Genomic DNA, 16,979 nt, shown 5'->3' on the forward strand with positions numbered 1-16,979 from the left:
AGCCCAAATGAAACTAACAGGATCGCATCTTGCCACCTGAGCGGTTTTGACACTTCGCCATAACGCGCGATATGCCGGTTTAACAACAACATAGAACCGAATTATTCCATGAACCTTACGAGAAACCAAATTGAGGACTTCTTGGTGCGTGAATGCGTCGATTTTGATCCTCTCAATTCCAAAGAAGGTGGTGAGGTTGTTCAATGCTGGCATCAGACATTCGCCGGGAACGTAAAGAAATCAACCGGTTCCTGGATTCACAATCGCTTTCGCTGGCATGGTTTCAGTTACGGGTTTCAAATCGCGCGGGCGGGCGATGACGCTTTAAATGCCTATAAGAACCAGTGGCCTGCCGCGTATGTTATCTTTGATGAAGATATCAAATGGTCGTATAGTTGCGTCTCAGAATCATATCCAGATTTCACATCTTTTGGCGCGGATATCTACGTAGCCCACCACAACATGAAGTGGACAATGGCATTCACACACGAGCAACCCGATATCGGCCCGTTCTTCGCAGAAATTCCGAGGTTATAAGCTGAGCAGTGGCTGCTTTGGTGGCTTCTCAGGTGTTGAACAAAAAGTGCATCACATCGCCATCCTTGACGATGTAGCCTTTCCCTTCGGCCCGCATCTTACCCGCCTCTTTGGCACCTTGTTCGCCATTGGCAGCGATGTAGTCGTCATAGGCGATAGTCTCGGCACGGATGAAACCCTTCTCAAAGTCTCCGTGGATGACACCTGCGGCCTGTGGTGCGGCGGTGCCGGTGCGGATGGTCCAGGCCCGGGCCTCTTTCGGGCCGACGGTGAAATAGGTTTCCAGCTTAAGCAAGTCGTAGCCCGCGCGGATCAGACGGTCGAGGCCGGGCTCTTCCAGACCCATTTCCTCTAAGAACATCTGTGCCTCGTCGTCTTCCAGAAGGCTGATCTCTTCCTCGATCTTGGCACTGATAATGACATGAGCATTACCTTGCGCGGCAGCCATCTCGGCGACTTTGGCAGAGTACTCGTTGCCTTCGGCGGCCTCTTCTTCGGACACGTTGCAGACATAAAGCACCGGCTTGGTGGTCAGAAGTTGCAGCATTTTCCATGCCTTGGCGTCTTCATCAGACACTTCAACCAGACGCGCTGGCTTGCCGTTTCCCAGCATCTCCTGCGCCTCGGCCAGCAGGCGGTCCTGCTGTTGCGCTTCTTTGTCATTGCCCTTCAGCTTGCGCACCAGATTGGCGCGACGCTTTTCGATGCTTTCCAGATCGGCCAGCATCAGCTCGGTTTCGATCGTATCGGCATCGGCCACCGGATCAACGCGGCCATCCACATGGGTCACGTCACCATCTTCGAAACAACGCAGCACATGGGCAATCGCGTCAGTCTCGCGGATGTTTGCCAGAAACTGGTTGCCCAGCCCCTCGCCTTTCGAGGCCCCTTTCACCAGACCAGCGATATCCACAAAGGTCATGCGCGTCGGGATGATCTGTTTCGAGGACGCAATCGCCGCCAGTTTATCCAGCCGGTCATCAGGAACGGCGACATCCCCCACATTGGGTTCGATGGTGCAGAACGGGAAATTCGCCGCCTGAGCTGCCGCAGTTTTGGTCAGTGCGTTGAAGAGAGTCGACTTGCCAACATTCGGCAAACCCACGATTCCCATTTTAAAGCCCATGACGGCCTCCTGATACCATTCGAGCGCCGCTTCTAGGCAGGTCCGGTGCAATGCGCAAGGCAAAGTGCCTGAACACTGCCGCGAGTCTATTCTGCCACATCACAAAATCGACATCGATTTGTGTTCTTGCGTCCATTGAAAACATGCACCTACATTCCTCAATAAAACCAATACCAACGAACGACGGACATAGTAGGTAAAAATGAAATCCCTTGTTATTCTGGCTTTTGCGCTGACAGCCGCTACTGCAGCACAAGCCCAATCCATCATTTTCGGAGCAGGCTACGCAGATTATTCCAGCGCTGAGAGCGAAGATCAGGCAATTGTTTCGCTGGAATACCAGCATCGCTCTTTCTACGAAGCGACCCGTTTCAGCGCCACCTGGGGTGCGTCCCTGTCTGTTGATACCGACGGTGACACGCATGTTGGCGCGGGCCTGATCGGGCTTTACACTTTTGCGAACCGTTGGTTCATCGAGGGCAGTGTCATGCCGGGATACTATAGTGAATCCAACGAACTGAATGATCTGGGCGGCAGTTTTCAGATACGCAGCTTACTGGGCCTTGGCTATACGCTGGAAAGCGGCAACAAACTGTCTGCCGCTATCACTCATATATCCAACGCCAGCACGCAGGAAGACAACCCAGGCGTAAACGCACTTTTGCTGAGATACCATTACGCCTTCTGATCGGAAGCCCACCAAGCGGGATTGATTTTCAGCGAAAGTTTCTGCACATCAGGTCCAAACCCGAGTGCAAGGATTTCCGATGACCCGTATTGACGCCAAATTCGACGCCCTGCAAAAGCAAGGCAAAAAGGCATTTGTAGCTTATGTCATGGCCGGAGATCCCGACTATGACACTTCGCTGGAGGTCGTGAAGGGTTTGCCCGGCGCAGGTGTCGACGTCATCGAGTTGGGCCTGCCCTTTACCGATCCCATGGCCGATGGCCCGACCATTCAGGCTGCTGGCCAACGGGCGTTGGATGGTGGAATGACATTGCAACGCACTCTGGATTTGGCCCGCGCCTTTCGTGAATCCGATGACACCACACCGATCGTGCTGATGGGATATTACAATCCGATCTACAGCCGAGGTGTCGAGAAATTTCTGGCAGATGCAAAATCAGCGGGGATCGACGGGCTGATCGTCGTCGACCTGCCCCCCGAAGAGGACGAAGAGCTTTGTCTGCCCGCGCAAGCTGCAGGGCTGAACTTCATCCGCTTGGCGACGCCGACGACCGATGACCAACGCTTGCCTCGCGTACTGCAAAACACATCCGGATTTGTGTATTATGTATCGATTACCGGCATAACCGGTGCTGCCGAAGCGCAGGCAACCGATGTTGGGCCCGAGGTCGCTCGGATCAAAGCTGCAACTGATTTGCCCGTGATCGTCGGTTTCGGCATCAATACGCCAGAAAAGTCTCGCAACATCGCGAGTGTATCCGATGGCGCGGTAGTTGGATCTGCCATTGTCAGCCAGATCGGTTCCGGAAAACCGGTGACCGAGGTTCTGGATTTTGTCAAAACACTGTCAGATGGCGCACACTCCGCCTAACAATTTCTTTCCATTTTCAGATGGTTCTTCACCGCAGCAGGCGCGCCGCCTACTGCGGTGTTTTTAGTTTTGGCCACGCGGCAACCAACCGCAGCAAGCGGGCATTGCAGTGTTTCAAAATAATTGGTAAATAAACTTAACCAATCCTGCGAGAGCCTGATCAATGCCAGTCATTACCAATATCGAAGACCTCAAACGGATCTATGAGCGTCGCGTTCCGCGCATGTTTTTTGACTATGCAGAAAGCGGCAGCTGGACCGAACAAACCTTCCGCGAGAATACGTCGGATTTCGAAGATATCCGCCTGCGCCAACGGGTCGCCGTAGACATGACAGGGCGCTCGACCGCATCGCAGATGATCGGGCAGGATGTATCCATGCCCGTTGCATTGGCTCCGGTAGGTCTGACAGGAATGCAACACGCGGATGGCGAGATCAAAGCGGCCAAAGCCGCCGAAGCCTTTGGTGTACCCTTCACACTGTCGACCATGTCGATCAATTCGATCGAAGATGTCGCTGAAAACACTTCGGCCCCTTTCTGGTTTCAGCTCTACACCATGAAAGATCAGGACTATGTCGGGCGACTTATCCAGCGCGCGAAGGATGCGAAATGCTCGGCCCTTGTCATTACGCTTGATCTGCAAATCCTTGGCCAACGACACAAGGACCTGAAAAATGGCCTATCTGCGCCGCCAAAGCTGACCCCCAAAACCATCGCCAACCTGATGACGAAATGGGCCTGGGGCATCGAGATGCTAGGTGCCAAGCGCCGAGAATTCGGGAATATCGTCGGCCATGTCGATAGCATCACAGATACACGCTCGCTCGGCACATGGACCGCCGAGCAATTCGATCCCAGCCTCGACTGGGGCAAAGTCGAGAAGCTGATGGAACAATGGGGCGGCAAGGTGATCCTTAAGGGCATACTCGATGCCGAGGATGCCAAAATGGCTGCCAAGCTGGGCGCAGATGCAATTGTTGTCTCAAACCATGGTGGACGGCAGCTGGATGGCGCGCTCAGTTCGATCCGGGTTCTGCCCGAGATCATGGATGCCGTCGGCAGTGATGTCGAAGTGCATCTGGATAGCGGCATCCGTTCAGGGCAAGACGTGCTGAAAGCTTTGGCGCTTGGGGCCAAGGGCACCTTTATTGGTCGCGCCTTTGTCTATGGGCTGGGTGCAATGGGTCAGAAAGGCGTGACAACGGCATTGGAAGTGATCCAGAAAGAGCTCGATACAACGATGGCACTTTGCGGTGAACGTAACGTAGCCGATCTTGGGCGCCACAATCTTCTGGTCCCCGAAGACTTTGGCGGTCGCTGGCAGGCTTGACCCAACGCCTCCCACGTAGATGGAGACGCCGCCTGGCCGCCCATTGAGCGTCTCGTTCAAGGTACTTGCAGCCAGATGAAGCAGAGGATCCGTCCTTCATCTGGCCATAAATACCTCGGAGCGCGAGGCAGAGCCTCGCAAAATTTCTCGGGCTACAAAAAGCCCTTTCCAAACCAACTGAATCAAGCTAAGGACGCGGCTTCACGCGGGCATACAGCCTTGGAGGATGCCCGCCCTAACATTGGAGAATTATCATGGCTGGAGAGATTCCTGATCTCGTAGCTCTGGAACGGACGGGGACAGGCAAGGGCGCCGCTCGTCAAGCACGCCGCGATGGCATGGTTCCGGGCATTGTTTTTGGTGGCGACAAAGAGCCGCTGCCGATCCAGATCCCGTTCAACGTTCTGTTCAAGCGCCTGAAAGCAGGCCGGTTCAAGTCGACCCTGTGGAACCTGAAAGTCGAAGGTCACGAAGACGTGCGCGTCATCTGCCGCGATGTCCAGCGTGACGTTGTCAAAGACCTGCCGACCCACCTGGACCTGATGCGCCTGCGTCGGACCACCAAGATCGCGCTGTTCATCCCCGTTGAATTCATCAACGAAGAAGAAGCCCCCGGTATCAAAAAAGGTGGCGTTCTGACCGTTGTCCGCCCCGAGGTTGAACTGCTCTGCACAGCCGGTGACATTCCTGAGAAGATCACCGTTGATCTTACTGGCATGGAAATCAACGACGTTGTCACCATCTCTTCGGTTGTGCTGCCTGAAGGCACCAAGCCCACCATCGATCGTGACTTCGTGATCGCCAACGTCTCGGCACCCACCGGTCTGTCGACCAGCGACGACGAAGAGGGTGATGAGGAAGAAGTGGCTGCAGATGAAGTTGAAGTCATCGGCCAGGAAGAAGAATAAATCCTGATCAAATCCAGATTTGAAACGGGGCGCCATCTGGGGCCCCGTTTTCTTTTGCGTGTACGGGGCTGGAAAACATCCCCTGATCCATGCAATGAGATAACGACGCGAGACTGTAAGGGACAAAGCGATGAAACTGTTTGTCGGTTTGGGAAATCCGGGATCAAAATACGCTCGCAACCGGCACAATATCGGCTTCATGGCGTTGGAGCGAATTGCCGAAGATCACAACTTTGGTCCGTGGAAGTCCAAGTTCCAGGCTGAAATTGCCGAAGGACGTCTAGGCGGCCAAAAAGTGCTGCTGGTCAAGCCGCAAACCTTCATGAACCGCTCTGGCCAGTCAGTAGGAGAGGCAATGCGCTTCTACAAGCTCGACTCGACGGACGTGACCGTCTTTCATGATGAGCTGGACTTGGCACCCGGTAAAGTGCGCGTTAAGGCAGGCGGTGGCCACGCAGGCCATAACGGGTTGCGGTCGATCCACGACCATATCAGCCCGGCCTATGATCGCGTGCGGCTGGGTATCGGTCATCCGGGCCGCAAAGAAATGGTCTCGCCTTATGTTCTAAGCGACTTTGCAAAGGCGGATGCGGACTGGCTGGATGACGTGCTGCGCGGCGTCTCGGACGGTGCCACTTATCTTGCCGATGACGAAAGCGGGAAATTCATGAATGCCGTTGCACTGCGCACTGCTCCACCCAGATCATCGAAGCAGCCCACTAAACCTGAAACGCCCCCCAAAGCTGCCGCCGAAGCCGTTTCAGCGCCCGATGAGCGTTCGGCCATGCAAAAGCTGCTGGATAAATTCAGATAATCATTCCGCAACGTTGCGCTTGCGCAAAGCCTCAGGCCAAAGTCCAATGTCAGAGGCAAAGGGAGGTGACGAATGAAAACAGCGCTCAGATGGCTGCTGCGTATCCTGTTGACCTTGGCATTGGCAGCGGCGGTTGTCGGATTTTGGAAACGCGAGGAAATCCAGCGCCTGATGGCAGTGAATTCGCTGTTTTCAGAAGAAAAGATCGTCCACAACTTTTCGAATATGGACGAAGCCTTTCTGACGGTCACTCTGCCGCGTGGCAATGGCCCGACCTGGGAGCTGCCGTATGGGCCTGGCTTCGATCTTCCCGATGGAACAGACCAGTGGATCGAAGATCGCTCGGTAACATCCCTGTTGGTGATGCAGGACGGAGAAATTCGTTTCGAAGAATACTATCTGGGCACCGGGCCGGATGATCGCAGGATCTCGTGGTCAATTGCTAAAAGCTATTTGTCTGCCTTGTTCGGTATTTTGCTGGATGAAGGCGCGATCAATTCGCTCGACGATCCGGTTGTGCAATACGCACCCGACCTCAAGGGCAGCGCCTATGAGACCGCCACGATCCGCAACGTGTTGAACATGGCCAGCGGCGTGACCTTTGACGAGGATTATCTGGACTATAATTCCGACATCAATCGCATGGGCCGCGTCGTGGCGCTGGGGGGTGAGTTGGACGACTTCGCGGCTTCGTTGAAGGACAGTTTCGTCGCGCCGGGTGAAACGTGGCAATATGTGTCGATCGATACTCATGTGATCGGAATGGTCATCCGGGGGGCAACAGGACGCAGCGTTGCAGAGTTACTGACCGAGAAAGTGATCACACCGCTGGGATTGGAGCGAGAAGGCTACTACATCACCGATGGAGCAGGCGTTGCATTTGTTCTGGGTGGTCTCAACTTCACAACGCGCGATTTTGCCCGGTTCGGGCAGTTGATTTTGCAGGATGGCGAACGCGATGGATGGCAGATTGTACCCGCGGATTGGATCGACGCCGCTACTTGGCCAAGCGCACCGACCGAACCGGGCAAGATAGGGTATGGCTATCAATGGTGGATCCCGATCGGTGCCCATGAAGGTGAATTCATGGCGCGGGGCGTGTATGGGCAGTACATTTACTTCGACCAGCCACGTGGTGTTCTGATTGTCACGACGGGCGCAGACCGGAAGTTCCGCGATCCCGGTGTCGGTGAGCAAAACATAGAAATGTTCCGCAAAATTGCGCGAAGCCTGTAAGATACCATCATGCAGAAGCAAGACAGCATCAATGTTCTGGGCGGCGTGCTCGCGCCTTGCTCGCGCACACCGTTAACCGGTTTCTTTCGCGATGGCGCCTGCAACACCTGCCCCGAGGATCAGGGAAGCCATACGGTTTGCGCCGTGATGACGGCCGAATTTCTGGCCTATTCAAAATATGTCGGAAACGACCTTAGCACGCCCCGGCCTGAATTCGATTTTCCCGGGCTCAAACCCGGTGATCGCTGGTGCTTGTGTGCGGGGCGCTTTTTGCAAGCCCATGACGAGGGATGCGCGCCCAAGGTGCACCTTGAAGCCACGCACCAGAGGGCGCTGGATATCGTATCTCTCCATATTCTAAAAATGCAGCGCGCTGAAGACGAGCACTAGATGGCGATCGCCCGATATCCGCGAGACGTGCGCGACGGCGGCCCGGTTGGAAAGCCATGCTCGGCCTGCAGATCCCAGCCCGAACGCGCGAGCATCTCCGCCACAATATCCGGTCGATAGGTTCGGTGCCGCCATTGGAACCAGATGATCGCATTACACCAATGTGGCTTGCTGACTACCAACCAAAGCGTTGCACCCGGTTCAGCCAGATCGCGCATGCGGCGCAAAGCATCTATCGGATCAACGCAATGCTCCAGAACATGCGCAGCCAACAGGCAGTCAAAACGGGATGCCGGATGGAACTCTTCCAAGCGCGATTGGACAGTCTCGGCGTTTCCACCGCGCCGTTGCAACGCTGACCCTGCCAGTTGCAGCATTCGGGCCGAAGGTTCCAAAAGCGTCACATGCCCTTCGCGCCGGATCACGGCGCGTGCTTCGGCAAAGGCTCCCGTACCGCACCCGACATCCAGTGCGTTACGGCCCAATTCGACCTGCGGGTCCGAGGACAGAAAACCCAGATAGGCATCGAAATACCCCAGCAGACGCATCTTGTCTGCCCAGCTCGGGGCGGCCTGATCGTATTTCTGGTCAAGTCGGTCGGGTCCGGCCTTTGAGGAAACACTGCACATGCAATGCAAACTGGCACAGTTCCTCAAAGGCGCAAAGCCTGTTAGGCCTAATCAGTCCGCTGCGCGACCTTCGGTATCCGACATATCAAAGTTCAGGTACCGTGCGACGGTCTGCACATCTTTATCCCCCCGGCCACACATATTCATGCAGATCAGGTGGTCCTTGGGCAATTCCGGCGCGATTTTCATAACATGCGCCAGCGCATGGCAGGGCTCCAGCGCAGGGATGATACCTTCGGTGGCGCAGCACAACTGGAACGCTTCAAGCGCTTCTTTATCCGTGATCGAGACATAGTTGGCGCGACCGATGTCGTGCAGCCAGGAATGCTCGGGGCCAATGCCCGGATAGTCCAGACCGGCCGAGATCGAATAGCCTTCGAGAATCTGCCCATCATCATCCTGCAGCAGATAAGTGCGGTTGCCGTGCAGCACGCCCGGACGACCTCCGGTCAATGAGGCGCAATGCTCCATCTTCTCGTTAACCCCCTTGCCGCCCGCTTCAACACCGATGATATTCACATCCTTGTCGTCGAGGAACGGGTAGAACAGGCCCATCGCATTCGAACCACCTCCGATGGCGGCGATGATGGTGTCGGGCAAACGGCCCTCGGCCTTTTGCATCTGTTCCTTGGCTTCCTTGCCGATGATCGACTGGAAGTCGCGTACCATCGCCGGGTAAGGATGCGGGCCAGCAACGGTGCCGATGCAGTAAAAGGTATCGCGCACATTGGTCACCCAGTCGCGCAGAGCGTCGTTCATCGCATCTTTCAGCGTACCCCTGCCGGATGTTACCGGGATCACTTCGGCTCCCAACAGGCGCATACGGAACACGTTCGGGGCCTGGCGCTGAACGTCATGGGCACCCATGTAGACAATGCACTTCAGGCCGAATTTGGCGCAGACGGTGGCTGTGGCCACGCCGTGCTGCCCTGCCCCGGTCTCGGCGATGATCCGGGTCTTTCCCATGCGCCGCGCCAGAATGATCTGGCCCAGCACATTGTTGATCTTATGCGCGCCGGTGTGGTTCAGTTCGTCACGCTTCAAGTAAATCTTTGCGCCGCCCAGATGTTCGGTCAGGCGTTCCGCGTAGTAGAGCGGCGAAGGGCGACCCACGTAGTTTGCCCACAGATCGTCCATCTCGGCCCAAAATGTGGGGTCATCCTTGGCTTTGTCATATTCCTCTTCCAGTGACAGGATCAGCGGCATCAGCGTTTCGCTGACAAAGCGCCCGCCGAAGATGCCAAAGCGGCCTTGTTCATCGGGGCCGGACATGAAGGAATTAAAAAGATCGTTGGCCATGGAAGTCTCCCTCGTCGTACCCGATGTTCATAGGAGGTGACGGAGTGATTTGCCATCGCAAAACGTATCATTCCGCCGCCTGAGCGCGCTGTTCCCACACCTGAAGTGCCTGAACTCGACTTGGAACAGCAATGCAGGGAAATTGACAGAACACATTGATATCGGCCAGACGGGTCGACGCGCGTACTACACGGCGATGAGGGCCGGAATGTGCGAATGTCAGCATAGCTTCGATATCATGCCAGACTGTGTATGAAAAATAACAGCCTTGACGCACAAATACCTCGGCATGCAGGCACAGCGCGTCACCGCGTGCCTGCCGCAAGGATTGATGAGCGCGCCAGAAGAACTCGGGCCCGTGATACCATCGTTTAAGTGAAACTCCGCCGATCACTGCCAGCATGCTCTCCCCCATTTTGAGGAGATACGCAGGTTCGTGCAGATCAGATCAACTTGCCGCGTCGATAAAGGCGCGGATCAGCCCGGCATCCTTTACACCCGGAGAGCTTTCGACGCCGGATGAGACATCCACCTGCTGTGCGCCGGTCATTCGCACCGCTTCTGCGACATTGTCAGGGGTCAGACCTCCGGCCAGCATCCATGGCCTACGCCAGTATTTACGACCTGCCAGCAGGCGCCAATCAAAAGACAAACCGTTACCACCAGGCAGCTCCGCGTTTCGCGGTGGCTTTGCGTCGATCAACAGCTGATCCGCCACATCTGAATAGAGATCGATGGCCGCGAGGTCTTCGGCCTCGGCCACACCAATGGCCTTCATTACTGGCAGGCCGAAGTGGTCTCGCACTTGCTGCACACGCTCAGGACTTTCTTTGCCATGCAGTTGCAACATATCCAGAGGCACGATCGAAAGAATGTGATCCAAATCCTCGTCCGTCGCATTCACTGTCAGCGCCACCTTGGCGACGCCCGCAGGCACCTCCTGTGCCAATGTCGCAGCTATCTGGGGCTCAACATGCCGCGGGGATTTGGGGAAAAACACAAAACCAACATAACCCGCGCCCGCATCCACAGCAGCGCGCACGTGGTCAGGGGCGGTCAGGCCGCAGATTTTAACTCGGATACCAGCGGGCATCGTAGGGCCTCAGCTTGCCTCATCCAGAATGGCCAGCACATCATCCTGACCTTCATTCTGCTTTTTCTTGAGCTTCTTAACTTCACGCTCAAGCTTGCGCACTTCGCCTTGCTTCACGGTCACATCCTTGCGGTGCTTATGCTCGCGTAGCCATTCCCACAGGAAGCCGATGACCAGGCCGGCAACAACCCCACCCAGCACGACCAGAAACAGCGGCAAGGAGGTTGACAGGTTGAACCCCAGCAACTCGGACAAAGCATCCGGCATAAGCTTAAGTTCAACAATTTGGCGATTGGCCAGCGAAACCGAGACCAGAACGATCCCCAATGCAGCCAGAAAAGCATAACGAATGTAGCGCATCATGAGGCTAGGCTTTACCGTTCAAACGGTCCCTTAGCAACTTGCCAGTTTTGAAAAATGGAACACATTTTTCTTCAACCTGCACAGTCTCACCAGTGCGAGGATTGCGGCCTACACGTGCGTCACGCTTTTTCACCGAAAACGCGCCGAAACCGCGCAGCTCTACGCGGTCGCCGCGTGCCATGGCGTCGGTCACTTCTTCAAAAACGGTATTCACGATCCGCTCGACGTCGCGTTGATAGAGATGCGGGTTTTCGTCGGCAATTTTCTGAATCAATTCTGAACGGATCATACGCAATACCCTCCCAGGCGGACGATGTGACAAGCCTATTGTTCTGACAGTATAGGAAAAAACCCGGATCGGGGGAACGGATACTCTGCCAGCAAAGGCGGCATTTTGCGACAATCTCACGCGAATTTTTGCCTGTTGGCCTGATTTCCACACTTCATGCGCGAACGATAGGCAAATTAAGCCGACTATTTGGAAGATATTGATTCGCAACAAAAACGGCCCCGCACCATGGTGCGAGGCCGAATTTCATGTTTGGGATAAGCCCCGGACTTAGTCGCCCGACTTCAGTGCTGCACCCAGGATATCGCCCAGCGACGCGCCCGAGTCGGAAGAACCGTACTGTTCCACGGCCTCTTTCTCTTCTGCGATCTCGCGTGCCTTGATCGACAGGCCCAGACGGCGGGTCTTGCTGTCGACGTTGGTGACGCGGACGTCGACCTTGTCGCCGACCGAGAAACGCTCGGGGCGCTGCTCAGCACGGTCACGCGACAGGTCCGAACGACGGATGAACGACTTCATGCCTTCGTACTCGACCTCGATGCCGCCATCTTCGATCGCGGTCACTTCGACGGTGATGACCGAACCACGCTTCACGCCGCCCACGGCTTCGGCGAACTTGTCACCGCCCAGGGCTTTGATCGACAGCGAGATACGCTCTTTCTCAACGTCAACTTCCGAGACGACGGCCGAAACCATGTCGCCTTTGCGGTAGTTCTGGATCGCATCTTCGCCACGCTCGTCCCAGGACAGGTCGGACAGGTGAACCATGCCGTCGATGTCGCCTTCGAGGCCAATGAACAGACCGAATTCGGTGATGTTCTTGACTTCGCCTTCGACCTCGGTGCCCTCGGGGTGTGTTTCTGCAAACACTTCCCATGGGTTGCGCTGAGTCTGCTTCAGGCCCAGAGACACGCGACGCTTGGCGCCGTCGATTTCCAGAACCATGACGTCGACTTCCTGGCTGGTCGAAACGATCTTGCCGGGGTGGACGTTTTTCTTGGTCCAGGACATCTCGGACACGTGCACCAGACCTTCGACACCGGCTTCCAGCTCGACGAACGCGCCGTAGTCGGTGATGTTGGTGACGCGACCCTGATGGACCGAGCCCAGCGGGTATTTCGCAGCAACCAGATCCCACGGATCTTCCTGCAGCTGCTTCATGCCCAGGCTGATGCGGTGGGTCTCTTTGTTGATCTTGATGACCTGAACCTTGATGGTTTCGCCGATCGTCAGGATCTCGGACGGGTGGTTCACACGGCGCCATGCCATGTCGGTGACGTGCAGCAGGCCATCAACGCCGCCCAGATCAACGAATGCACCGTATTCGGTGATGTTCTTGACGACACCCTCGACGGTCTGACCTTCGGACAGGTTGCCGATGACTTCGGCACGCTGTTCGGCACGCGATTCTTCCAGGATAGCGCGACGCGAAACAACGATGTTGCCACGGCGGCGGTCCATTTTCAGAATCTGGAACGGCTGCTTCAGACCCATCAGCGGGCCAGCGTCGCGCACGGGGCGAACGTCAACCTGCGAGCCGGGCAGGAACGCAACTGCGCCACCCAGATCGACGGTGAAGCCACCTTTGACGCGACCAAAGATTGCACCTTCGACGCGCTGGTCGTCGGCATATGCTTTTTCCAGACGGTCCCATGCCTCTTCACGGCGGGCCATCTCGCGCGAGATGACAGCTTCGCCACGGGCGTTTTCTGCGGCGCGCAGGTACACTTCGACCTCGTCGCCTACAGCGATTTCAGGGGCTTCGCCGGGATTTGCGAATTCTTTCAGATCAACGCGGCCTTCCATTTTGTAGCCTACGTCGATGATGGCTTGGCCGGCTTCGATCGCCAGAACCTTGCCTTTGACAACAGAACCCTCTTCGGGCGTGTCCATTTCGAAGCTTTCATTCAGGAGGGCTTCGAATTCCTCCATGGATGCGTTAGCCATGTGGCGTTGTTTTCCTTTACATAACGTTTTTGCTGGCCGAGCGGTTGTCTCCGCCGGTCTTGTTTCATGATGCCTGAATGCGTGATCCAGAACGCGCCCGAGCTAACAAACACAAAGGGCCGAGGTAACCCGGCCCTGCTCAGATACGTCATCCGGACGTTAACCGCCCTTGTTCAGACAGCGCGCGTATAGGCGGATTCCGTGTCATGTGCAAGAGCAAAGCCCTTAAACACTGGCCAATCCCACAAAATCCGAACATCAGGTCCGGGCATCAAAGCAAACGCGATCCGATCCCCGGCCTTCTTTGTCAGTTCTGCCGAATGATACCATGCGGCGCTAGAACAGTTGCAGATCCTTCTTGCCGCTTTGAATCTCAGCGAGGTTTGGCATGTTCTCGATCACCACGGGTGCCGGTTTCGCGCCCGGCATTGCGACAGTCGGCTGCCCCATTGCCGCCTTGCCAAAGGCAGGCTTCTCCAACTCGCCCCGGATATCTCGCAGCAGGGTTTTGTGATCCGGCATGGTCTTGAGGATCTGCGCAAGGTCCATTTTTGCCCCCTTCCACCACTGGAACCAAATCGGTTTCTTCAGCGGTCGCAGACGATCACGGATACCTTCGCCATACCCCGTATCATACACCTGTTTGCCCAGAAGAACCGTCTGATAGACGCGGAAATTGAACAGCGTCGCAAACTCGATATCGTGTTCCATCGGCAGACGATGCTGCCACAGCTCAAGGTTCTCGGCCAACCGATCCGGAATCTTCATCTCGGTGCGGGCGTCGATCCAATATTGATCATCGGTGCGGTTACCCAACCGGTAGTGCAGGCAGATAAAATCCAGTACCTCGTCATAAAGCTTGTTCATCTGCCGGTTATATCGGTTGCGCAGCGCGGGCTCGATATCGCGGGTCGGCAGATGCTCGGCAAACCAGCGGATCGCGTGATCGATCATGTGGATCGCGGTACTTTCAAGCGGTTCGATAAATCCACCAGACAAACCGATCGCCAAGCAGTTCTTAACCCAGGCATTGCGTACACGACCAACACGCATGGGGATCACGCGCGGTGTAAGCCCCTTGCCGCTGTCGCCCAACCACTCAAGATATTCGTCCGCCGCCTGATCATCGGTCCGATGCGCGGATGAATACACATATCCCGTACCTACACGATTGTAGAGCGGCACACGCCACGTCCAACCCGCACCAAGCGCGGTCGAGCGTGTAACGCTTTCGATCTTTTCGGGGTTAGGGTGCTCGATCTGCAAGGCCATGGCACGGTCGTTGGGCAAGTAGTCCGAGTAATCCATGAACGGCTCGCCCAACGCTTGATTGATGATCAACCCCCGGAAACCGGTGCAATCTATGACCATCTCAATGTCATGGCGTCCCTTGCGCTCTAACATCAGGTGGCTGACATTGCCCTGCTCGTCCAGTTCGACCGATTGCACCTCATCCTGAATATGCTCGACGCCGCGCTTGGCGCAGACCTTTGTTAGCATGCCCGCAAATTTCACGGCATCCAGATGATAGGCATAGCCAAACCGCTGTTCGAACTCAGGTGCACCCAACGGGCGCGCACCCTTGCACAACCGGGCCAGATCATCATGCGGTGAGATTGACTGCGTGAAATCCCGATCCCCGTTACCAAAACGCAGAAAATACTCGGCAGCCTCCAATCCCTCCAGCAATTGACCATGGGCAAACGGGTTTACGTAGTCGATCCGATTGCCCTTGGCGTCGTTGTTCCAATTGCAGAACTTAACTCCCAACTTGAACGATGCGTTGGTTTCGCGGAAGAAATCCCGCTCTGATATGCCCGCCTGACGGAGCGTGACTGGCATACGCGGCACCGTCGCTTCACCGACACCCACAGTCGAGATGTTGGGGCTTTCGATCAAGCAAATGCGTGGGCGATCCTTGGGTGCTGACGTGCGGGAGAACACCATGTCCAGGATGAGCGCAGTCATCCAACCTGCCGTACCACCACCCACGATGGTGATCTTACGCAAACGATTATTCATATTTTTTTGTCCCTGTTGGCTTGGGAATTATTAGCTGCTTCCCCCTTTTTTGAGTGTTGGGGATTTCGTAGCAGCTTTCCCTTATTTAGCTGTGGAAGGACTATAACAGCTTTCCAGCATCCAGCTAGAGCCTATGACGCCAAGGACCGCAGGCACATTCATCGTCAGATTTCTGGCTGCGCACCTGTTTTAGCGGAGTGTTAGATTTCCTCACCCTTCTTAAGTAGTTCTTCGATCAACTCACGCTGCAGATCATGGCTGTCGCCCCCTCCGAATTCCGCCGCGCCACCGGTGTACAATGTGCCATAGGTGTTGGCGATATTCACAGTCTGGGCCAGACCCGAGATCAACTGATCCCTTTGCAACAGCGAAAGCGGGTGAATGAACGCAGCCCATAAGGTGCCATTTGCGATCGCATAACGCGCATCCAGCGTGCTGTCGAAATTTGCCTGCATCATCCGTTGCAAATCGGCTGGCGACAAATCCGCAGCACTGCCGATCGCGACCATCGCCCGCATGCGGTCAGCATTGGTATCGGTGACAACCAGCACCGTCACATCAGATATCGTCAACTCAAACCCCGGCCCGATCGGTTGCGCCTCGGGATCTAGCGCAAAGATGATTTTTCCCAGACGCTCGTAAGTCATTGGAGGTTCGGCCTCGGGCACCGGCGCGTCTGATTGCTGCGCAGCTACGCTACCTGCAAGAAAGAACAAAAACAGGGCTAGTCTGATCATGGGCAACTCCTACGGTTGTCCAACAAGCTTAGGCGGCCATCGGACAGGTGGCCAAACAAAGCTATGTGAACAGTTTTTGCAAAACGCTCTGATCTTTGGACGATCTGCAAAATCTCATGACCTATCTGCGATTACCCGTCCGAATAACCTTTTCTAACTTAGTTACATCGGCTTGGGGCGGACCCGAGCCTTGAACCAAAAAGGGAAAGGACCCCTACTATGAAATCGCTCGCACTTACTGCATTAGCCGCAACTCTGGCCCTGGCAGCTCCGGCTTTTGCCGCAGACGAAATCAACGTCTCCAAAGGCCTGTCGGCGGCTGGTGCACCCCTGGCAGCCCATGGCGTCGATCTGGTCGCGCTTGTCAACAATGGCAATCCGGTAGAAGGCTTCGCCAATCATTCGGCGACTTATGACGGCGCATCCTATTACTTCACCAGCGCGGAAAACCTTGAAGCGTTCGAGGCCAATCCGGCGGCTTACTTGCCCCAGCACGGTGGCTATTGTTCGTTCGGGGTGTCTGTTGGCAAAAAGTTCGACGGCGACCCGGATCAGTACCTGATCGCAGACGGCAAGCTGTATCTGTTCCTGAATGCTGATACCCGCGCTGCTTTCCTGAAAGACGTCACCGGCACCGCTAAAACCGCAGATGACCAGTGGGCCAATATCAAGAGCATCGCAGTTGGTGAATTGTAACTGA

19 protein-coding genes are annotated in these 16,979 nt (G+C 55.7%); 9 read left to right on the forward strand and 10 right to left on the reverse strand.

The window, feature by feature from the left end; translation table 11 throughout:
• The first annotated feature begins 108 nt into the window (after positions 1–108).
• Positions 109–537: a DUF4275 family protein gene (locus ACR0DE_RS17900; RefSeq protein WP_480754573.1), complete on the forward strand. Its 429-nt coding sequence runs from the start codon at positions 109–111 to the stop codon at positions 535–537.
• A gap of 28 nt (positions 538–565) precedes the next feature.
• Here the strand turns inward: ACR0DE_RS17900 and ychF are convergent, their stop codons facing one another.
• Positions 566–1,663 carry a redox-regulated ATPase YchF gene (ychF, locus tag ACR0DE_RS17905; RefSeq protein ID WP_170626499.1) on the reverse strand — a complete coding sequence of 366 codons (1,098 nt, stop codon included), beginning with the start codon at positions 1,661–1,663 and terminating at the stop codon, positions 566–568.
• A 202-nt stretch (positions 1,664–1,865) separates the two neighbouring features.
• On the opposite strand from ychF, the gene ACR0DE_RS17910 reads away from it, so the two are divergent.
• From ACR0DE_RS17910 to ACR0DE_RS17940, 7 genes are all read left to right on the forward strand, one after another.
• Positions 1,866–2,351: an acyloxyacyl hydrolase gene (locus tag ACR0DE_RS17910; protein WP_170612063.1), complete on the forward strand. Its 486-nt coding sequence runs from the start codon at positions 1,866–1,868 to the stop codon at positions 2,349–2,351.
• Positions 2,352–2,430: 79 nt separating this feature from the next.
• Positions 2,431–3,222 (forward strand): tryptophan synthase subunit alpha, encoded by a 792-nt coding sequence (gene trpA / locus ACR0DE_RS17915; protein WP_170404505.1) that lies wholly within the window; start codon positions 2,431–2,433, stop codon positions 3,220–3,222.
• Positions 3,223–3,385: 163 nt separating this feature from the next.
• Positions 3,386–4,552, forward strand: a complete 1,167-nt coding sequence (locus tag ACR0DE_RS17920; protein ID WP_170397492.1) for an alpha-hydroxy acid oxidase — start codon at positions 3,386–3,388, stop codon at positions 4,550–4,552.
• Between the two features lie 254 nt (positions 4,553–4,806).
• Positions 4,807–5,460 (forward strand): 50S ribosomal protein L25/general stress protein Ctc, encoded by a 654-nt coding sequence (locus ACR0DE_RS17925; protein ID WP_170397494.1) that lies wholly within the window; start codon positions 4,807–4,809, stop codon positions 5,458–5,460.
• Positions 5,461–5,590: 130 nt separating this feature from the next.
• Positions 5,591–6,274, forward strand: coding sequence for an aminoacyl-tRNA hydrolase (pth, locus tag ACR0DE_RS17930; RefSeq protein WP_170596957.1), 684 nt, complete (start codon positions 5,591–5,593; stop codon positions 6,272–6,274).
• 72 nt (positions 6,275–6,346) lie between these two features.
• Positions 6,347–7,510, forward strand: a complete 1,164-nt coding sequence (locus ACR0DE_RS17935; protein WP_480754576.1) for a serine hydrolase domain-containing protein — start codon at positions 6,347–6,349, stop codon at positions 7,508–7,510.
• Positions 7,511–7,519: 9 nt separating this feature from the next.
• Positions 7,520–7,900 (forward strand): DUF2237 family protein, encoded by a 381-nt coding sequence (locus ACR0DE_RS17940; RefSeq protein ID WP_480754578.1) that lies wholly within the window; start codon positions 7,520–7,522, stop codon positions 7,898–7,900.
• On the opposite strand, the gene ACR0DE_RS17945 is transcribed toward ACR0DE_RS17940, so the two are convergent.
• The 9 genes from ACR0DE_RS17945 to ACR0DE_RS17985 form a co-directional block, all read right to left on the reverse strand.
• Positions 7,897–8,529, reverse strand: coding sequence for a class I SAM-dependent methyltransferase (locus ACR0DE_RS17945; protein ID WP_480754580.1), 633 nt, complete (start codon positions 8,527–8,529; stop codon positions 7,897–7,899). The two genes, ACR0DE_RS17940 and ACR0DE_RS17945, sit on opposite strands and share 4 nt — an antisense overlap.
• A 51-nt stretch (positions 8,530–8,580) precedes the next feature.
• Complete coding sequence (gene trpB, locus ACR0DE_RS17950) at positions 8,581–9,828, reverse strand: tryptophan synthase subunit beta (RefSeq protein ID WP_170397508.1); 1,248 nt, start codon at positions 9,826–9,828, stop codon at positions 8,581–8,583.
• Between the two features lie 67 nt (positions 9,829–9,895).
• The gene (locus ACR0DE_RS17955) at positions 9,896–10,231 is read right to left on the reverse strand and encodes a hypothetical protein (RefSeq protein ID WP_480754581.1); all 336 of its coding nucleotides are present in this window, start codon (positions 10,229–10,231) and stop codon (positions 9,896–9,898) included.
• Between the two features lie 45 nt (positions 10,232–10,276).
• Positions 10,277–10,921, reverse strand: a complete 645-nt coding sequence (locus ACR0DE_RS17960) for a phosphoribosylanthranilate isomerase (protein ID WP_480754584.1) — start codon at positions 10,919–10,921, stop codon at positions 10,277–10,279.
• Between the two features lie 9 nt (positions 10,922–10,930).
• Positions 10,931–11,281, reverse strand: a complete 351-nt coding sequence (locus tag ACR0DE_RS17965) for a LapA family protein (RefSeq protein ID WP_170397774.1) — start codon at positions 11,279–11,281, stop codon at positions 10,931–10,933.
• 7 nt (positions 11,282–11,288) lie between these two features.
• Complete coding sequence (gene ihfB, locus ACR0DE_RS17970; protein WP_050603110.1) at positions 11,289–11,573, reverse strand: integration host factor subunit beta; 285 nt, start codon at positions 11,571–11,573, stop codon at positions 11,289–11,291.
• A gap of 270 nt (positions 11,574–11,843) precedes the next feature.
• Positions 11,844–13,520, reverse strand: a complete 1,677-nt coding sequence (rpsA, locus tag ACR0DE_RS17975; protein ID WP_039532111.1) for a 30S ribosomal protein S1 — start codon at positions 13,518–13,520, stop codon at positions 11,844–11,846.
• Positions 13,521–13,856: 336 nt separating this feature from the next.
• Positions 13,857–15,542, reverse strand: coding sequence for a tryptophan halogenase family protein (locus ACR0DE_RS17980; protein WP_170404526.1), 1,686 nt, complete (start codon positions 15,540–15,542; stop codon positions 13,857–13,859).
• Between the two features lie 200 nt (positions 15,543–15,742).
• On the reverse strand, positions 15,743–16,279 hold the full coding sequence (locus tag ACR0DE_RS17985; RefSeq protein WP_170397520.1) for a hypothetical protein: 537 nt from the start codon (positions 16,277–16,279) through the stop codon (positions 15,743–15,745).
• Positions 16,280–16,498: 219 nt separating this feature from the next.
• Between ACR0DE_RS17985 and ACR0DE_RS17990 the strand changes: the two genes are divergently transcribed.
• A complete protein-coding gene (locus tag ACR0DE_RS17990) occupies positions 16,499–16,975 on the forward strand; it encodes a YHS domain-containing (seleno)protein (protein ID WP_170397523.1) in 477 nt (158 codons plus the stop codon).
• Positions 16,976–16,979 lie beyond the last annotated feature (4 nt).

Source organism: Ruegeria sp. C10, from assembly GCF_056537805.1.

What these genes read in the sequence shown, in the direction of transcription:
- pth (WP_170596957.1), top strand. Translation starts at nt 5,591, where the DNA reads ATGAAACTGTTTGTCGGTTTGGGAAATCCGGGATCAAAATACGCTCGC.
- rpsA (WP_039532111.1), bottom strand. Translation starts at nt 13,520, where the DNA reads ATGGCTAACGCATCCATGGAGGAATTCGAAGCCCTCCTGAATGAAAGC.
- ACR0DE_RS17990 (WP_170397523.1), top strand. Translation starts at nt 16,499, where the DNA reads ATGAAATCGCTCGCACTTACTGCATTAGCCGCAACTCTGGCCCTGGCA.
- ihfB (WP_050603110.1), bottom strand. Translation starts at nt 11,573, where the DNA reads ATGATCCGTTCAGAATTGATTCAGAAAATTGCCGACGAAAACCCGCAT.
- ACR0DE_RS17960 (WP_480754584.1), bottom strand. Translation starts at nt 10,921, where the DNA reads ATGCCCGCTGGTATCCGAGTTAAAATCTGCGGCCTGACCGCCCCTGAC.
- ACR0DE_RS17925 (WP_170397494.1), top strand. Translation starts at nt 4,807, where the DNA reads ATGGCTGGAGAGATTCCTGATCTCGTAGCTCTGGAACGGACGGGGACA.
- ACR0DE_RS17980 (WP_170404526.1), bottom strand. Translation starts at nt 15,542, where the DNA reads ATGAATAATCGTTTGCGTAAGATCACCATCGTGGGTGGTGGTACGGCA.
- ACR0DE_RS17985 (WP_170397520.1), bottom strand. Translation starts at nt 16,279, where the DNA reads ATGATCAGACTAGCCCTGTTTTTGTTCTTTCTTGCAGGTAGCGTAGCT.
- ACR0DE_RS17945 (WP_480754580.1), bottom strand. Translation starts at nt 8,529, where the DNA reads ATGTGCAGTGTTTCCTCAAAGGCCGGACCCGACCGACTTGACCAGAAA.
- ACR0DE_RS17920 (WP_170397492.1), top strand. Translation starts at nt 3,386, where the DNA reads ATGCCAGTCATTACCAATATCGAAGACCTCAAACGGATCTATGAGCGT.
- ACR0DE_RS17940 (WP_480754578.1), top strand. Translation starts at nt 7,520, where the DNA reads ATGCAGAAGCAAGACAGCATCAATGTTCTGGGCGGCGTGCTCGCGCCT.
- ACR0DE_RS17935 (WP_480754576.1), top strand. Translation starts at nt 6,347, where the DNA reads ATGAAAACAGCGCTCAGATGGCTGCTGCGTATCCTGTTGACCTTGGCA.
- ACR0DE_RS17955 (WP_480754581.1), bottom strand. Translation starts at nt 10,231, where the DNA reads ATGCTGGCAGTGATCGGCGGAGTTTCACTTAAACGATGGTATCACGGG.
- ACR0DE_RS17910 (WP_170612063.1), top strand. Translation starts at nt 1,866, where the DNA reads ATGAAATCCCTTGTTATTCTGGCTTTTGCGCTGACAGCCGCTACTGCA.
- ACR0DE_RS17900 (WP_480754573.1), top strand. Translation starts at nt 109, where the DNA reads ATGAACCTTACGAGAAACCAAATTGAGGACTTCTTGGTGCGTGAATGC.
- ychF (WP_170626499.1), bottom strand. Translation starts at nt 1,663, where the DNA reads ATGGGCTTTAAAATGGGAATCGTGGGTTTGCCGAATGTTGGCAAGTCG.
- ACR0DE_RS17965 (WP_170397774.1), bottom strand. Translation starts at nt 11,281, where the DNA reads ATGCGCTACATTCGTTATGCTTTTCTGGCTGCATTGGGGATCGTTCTG.
- trpA (WP_170404505.1), top strand. Translation starts at nt 2,431, where the DNA reads ATGACCCGTATTGACGCCAAATTCGACGCCCTGCAAAAGCAAGGCAAA.
- trpB (WP_170397508.1), bottom strand. Translation starts at nt 9,828, where the DNA reads ATGGCCAACGATCTTTTTAATTCCTTCATGTCCGGCCCCGATGAACAA.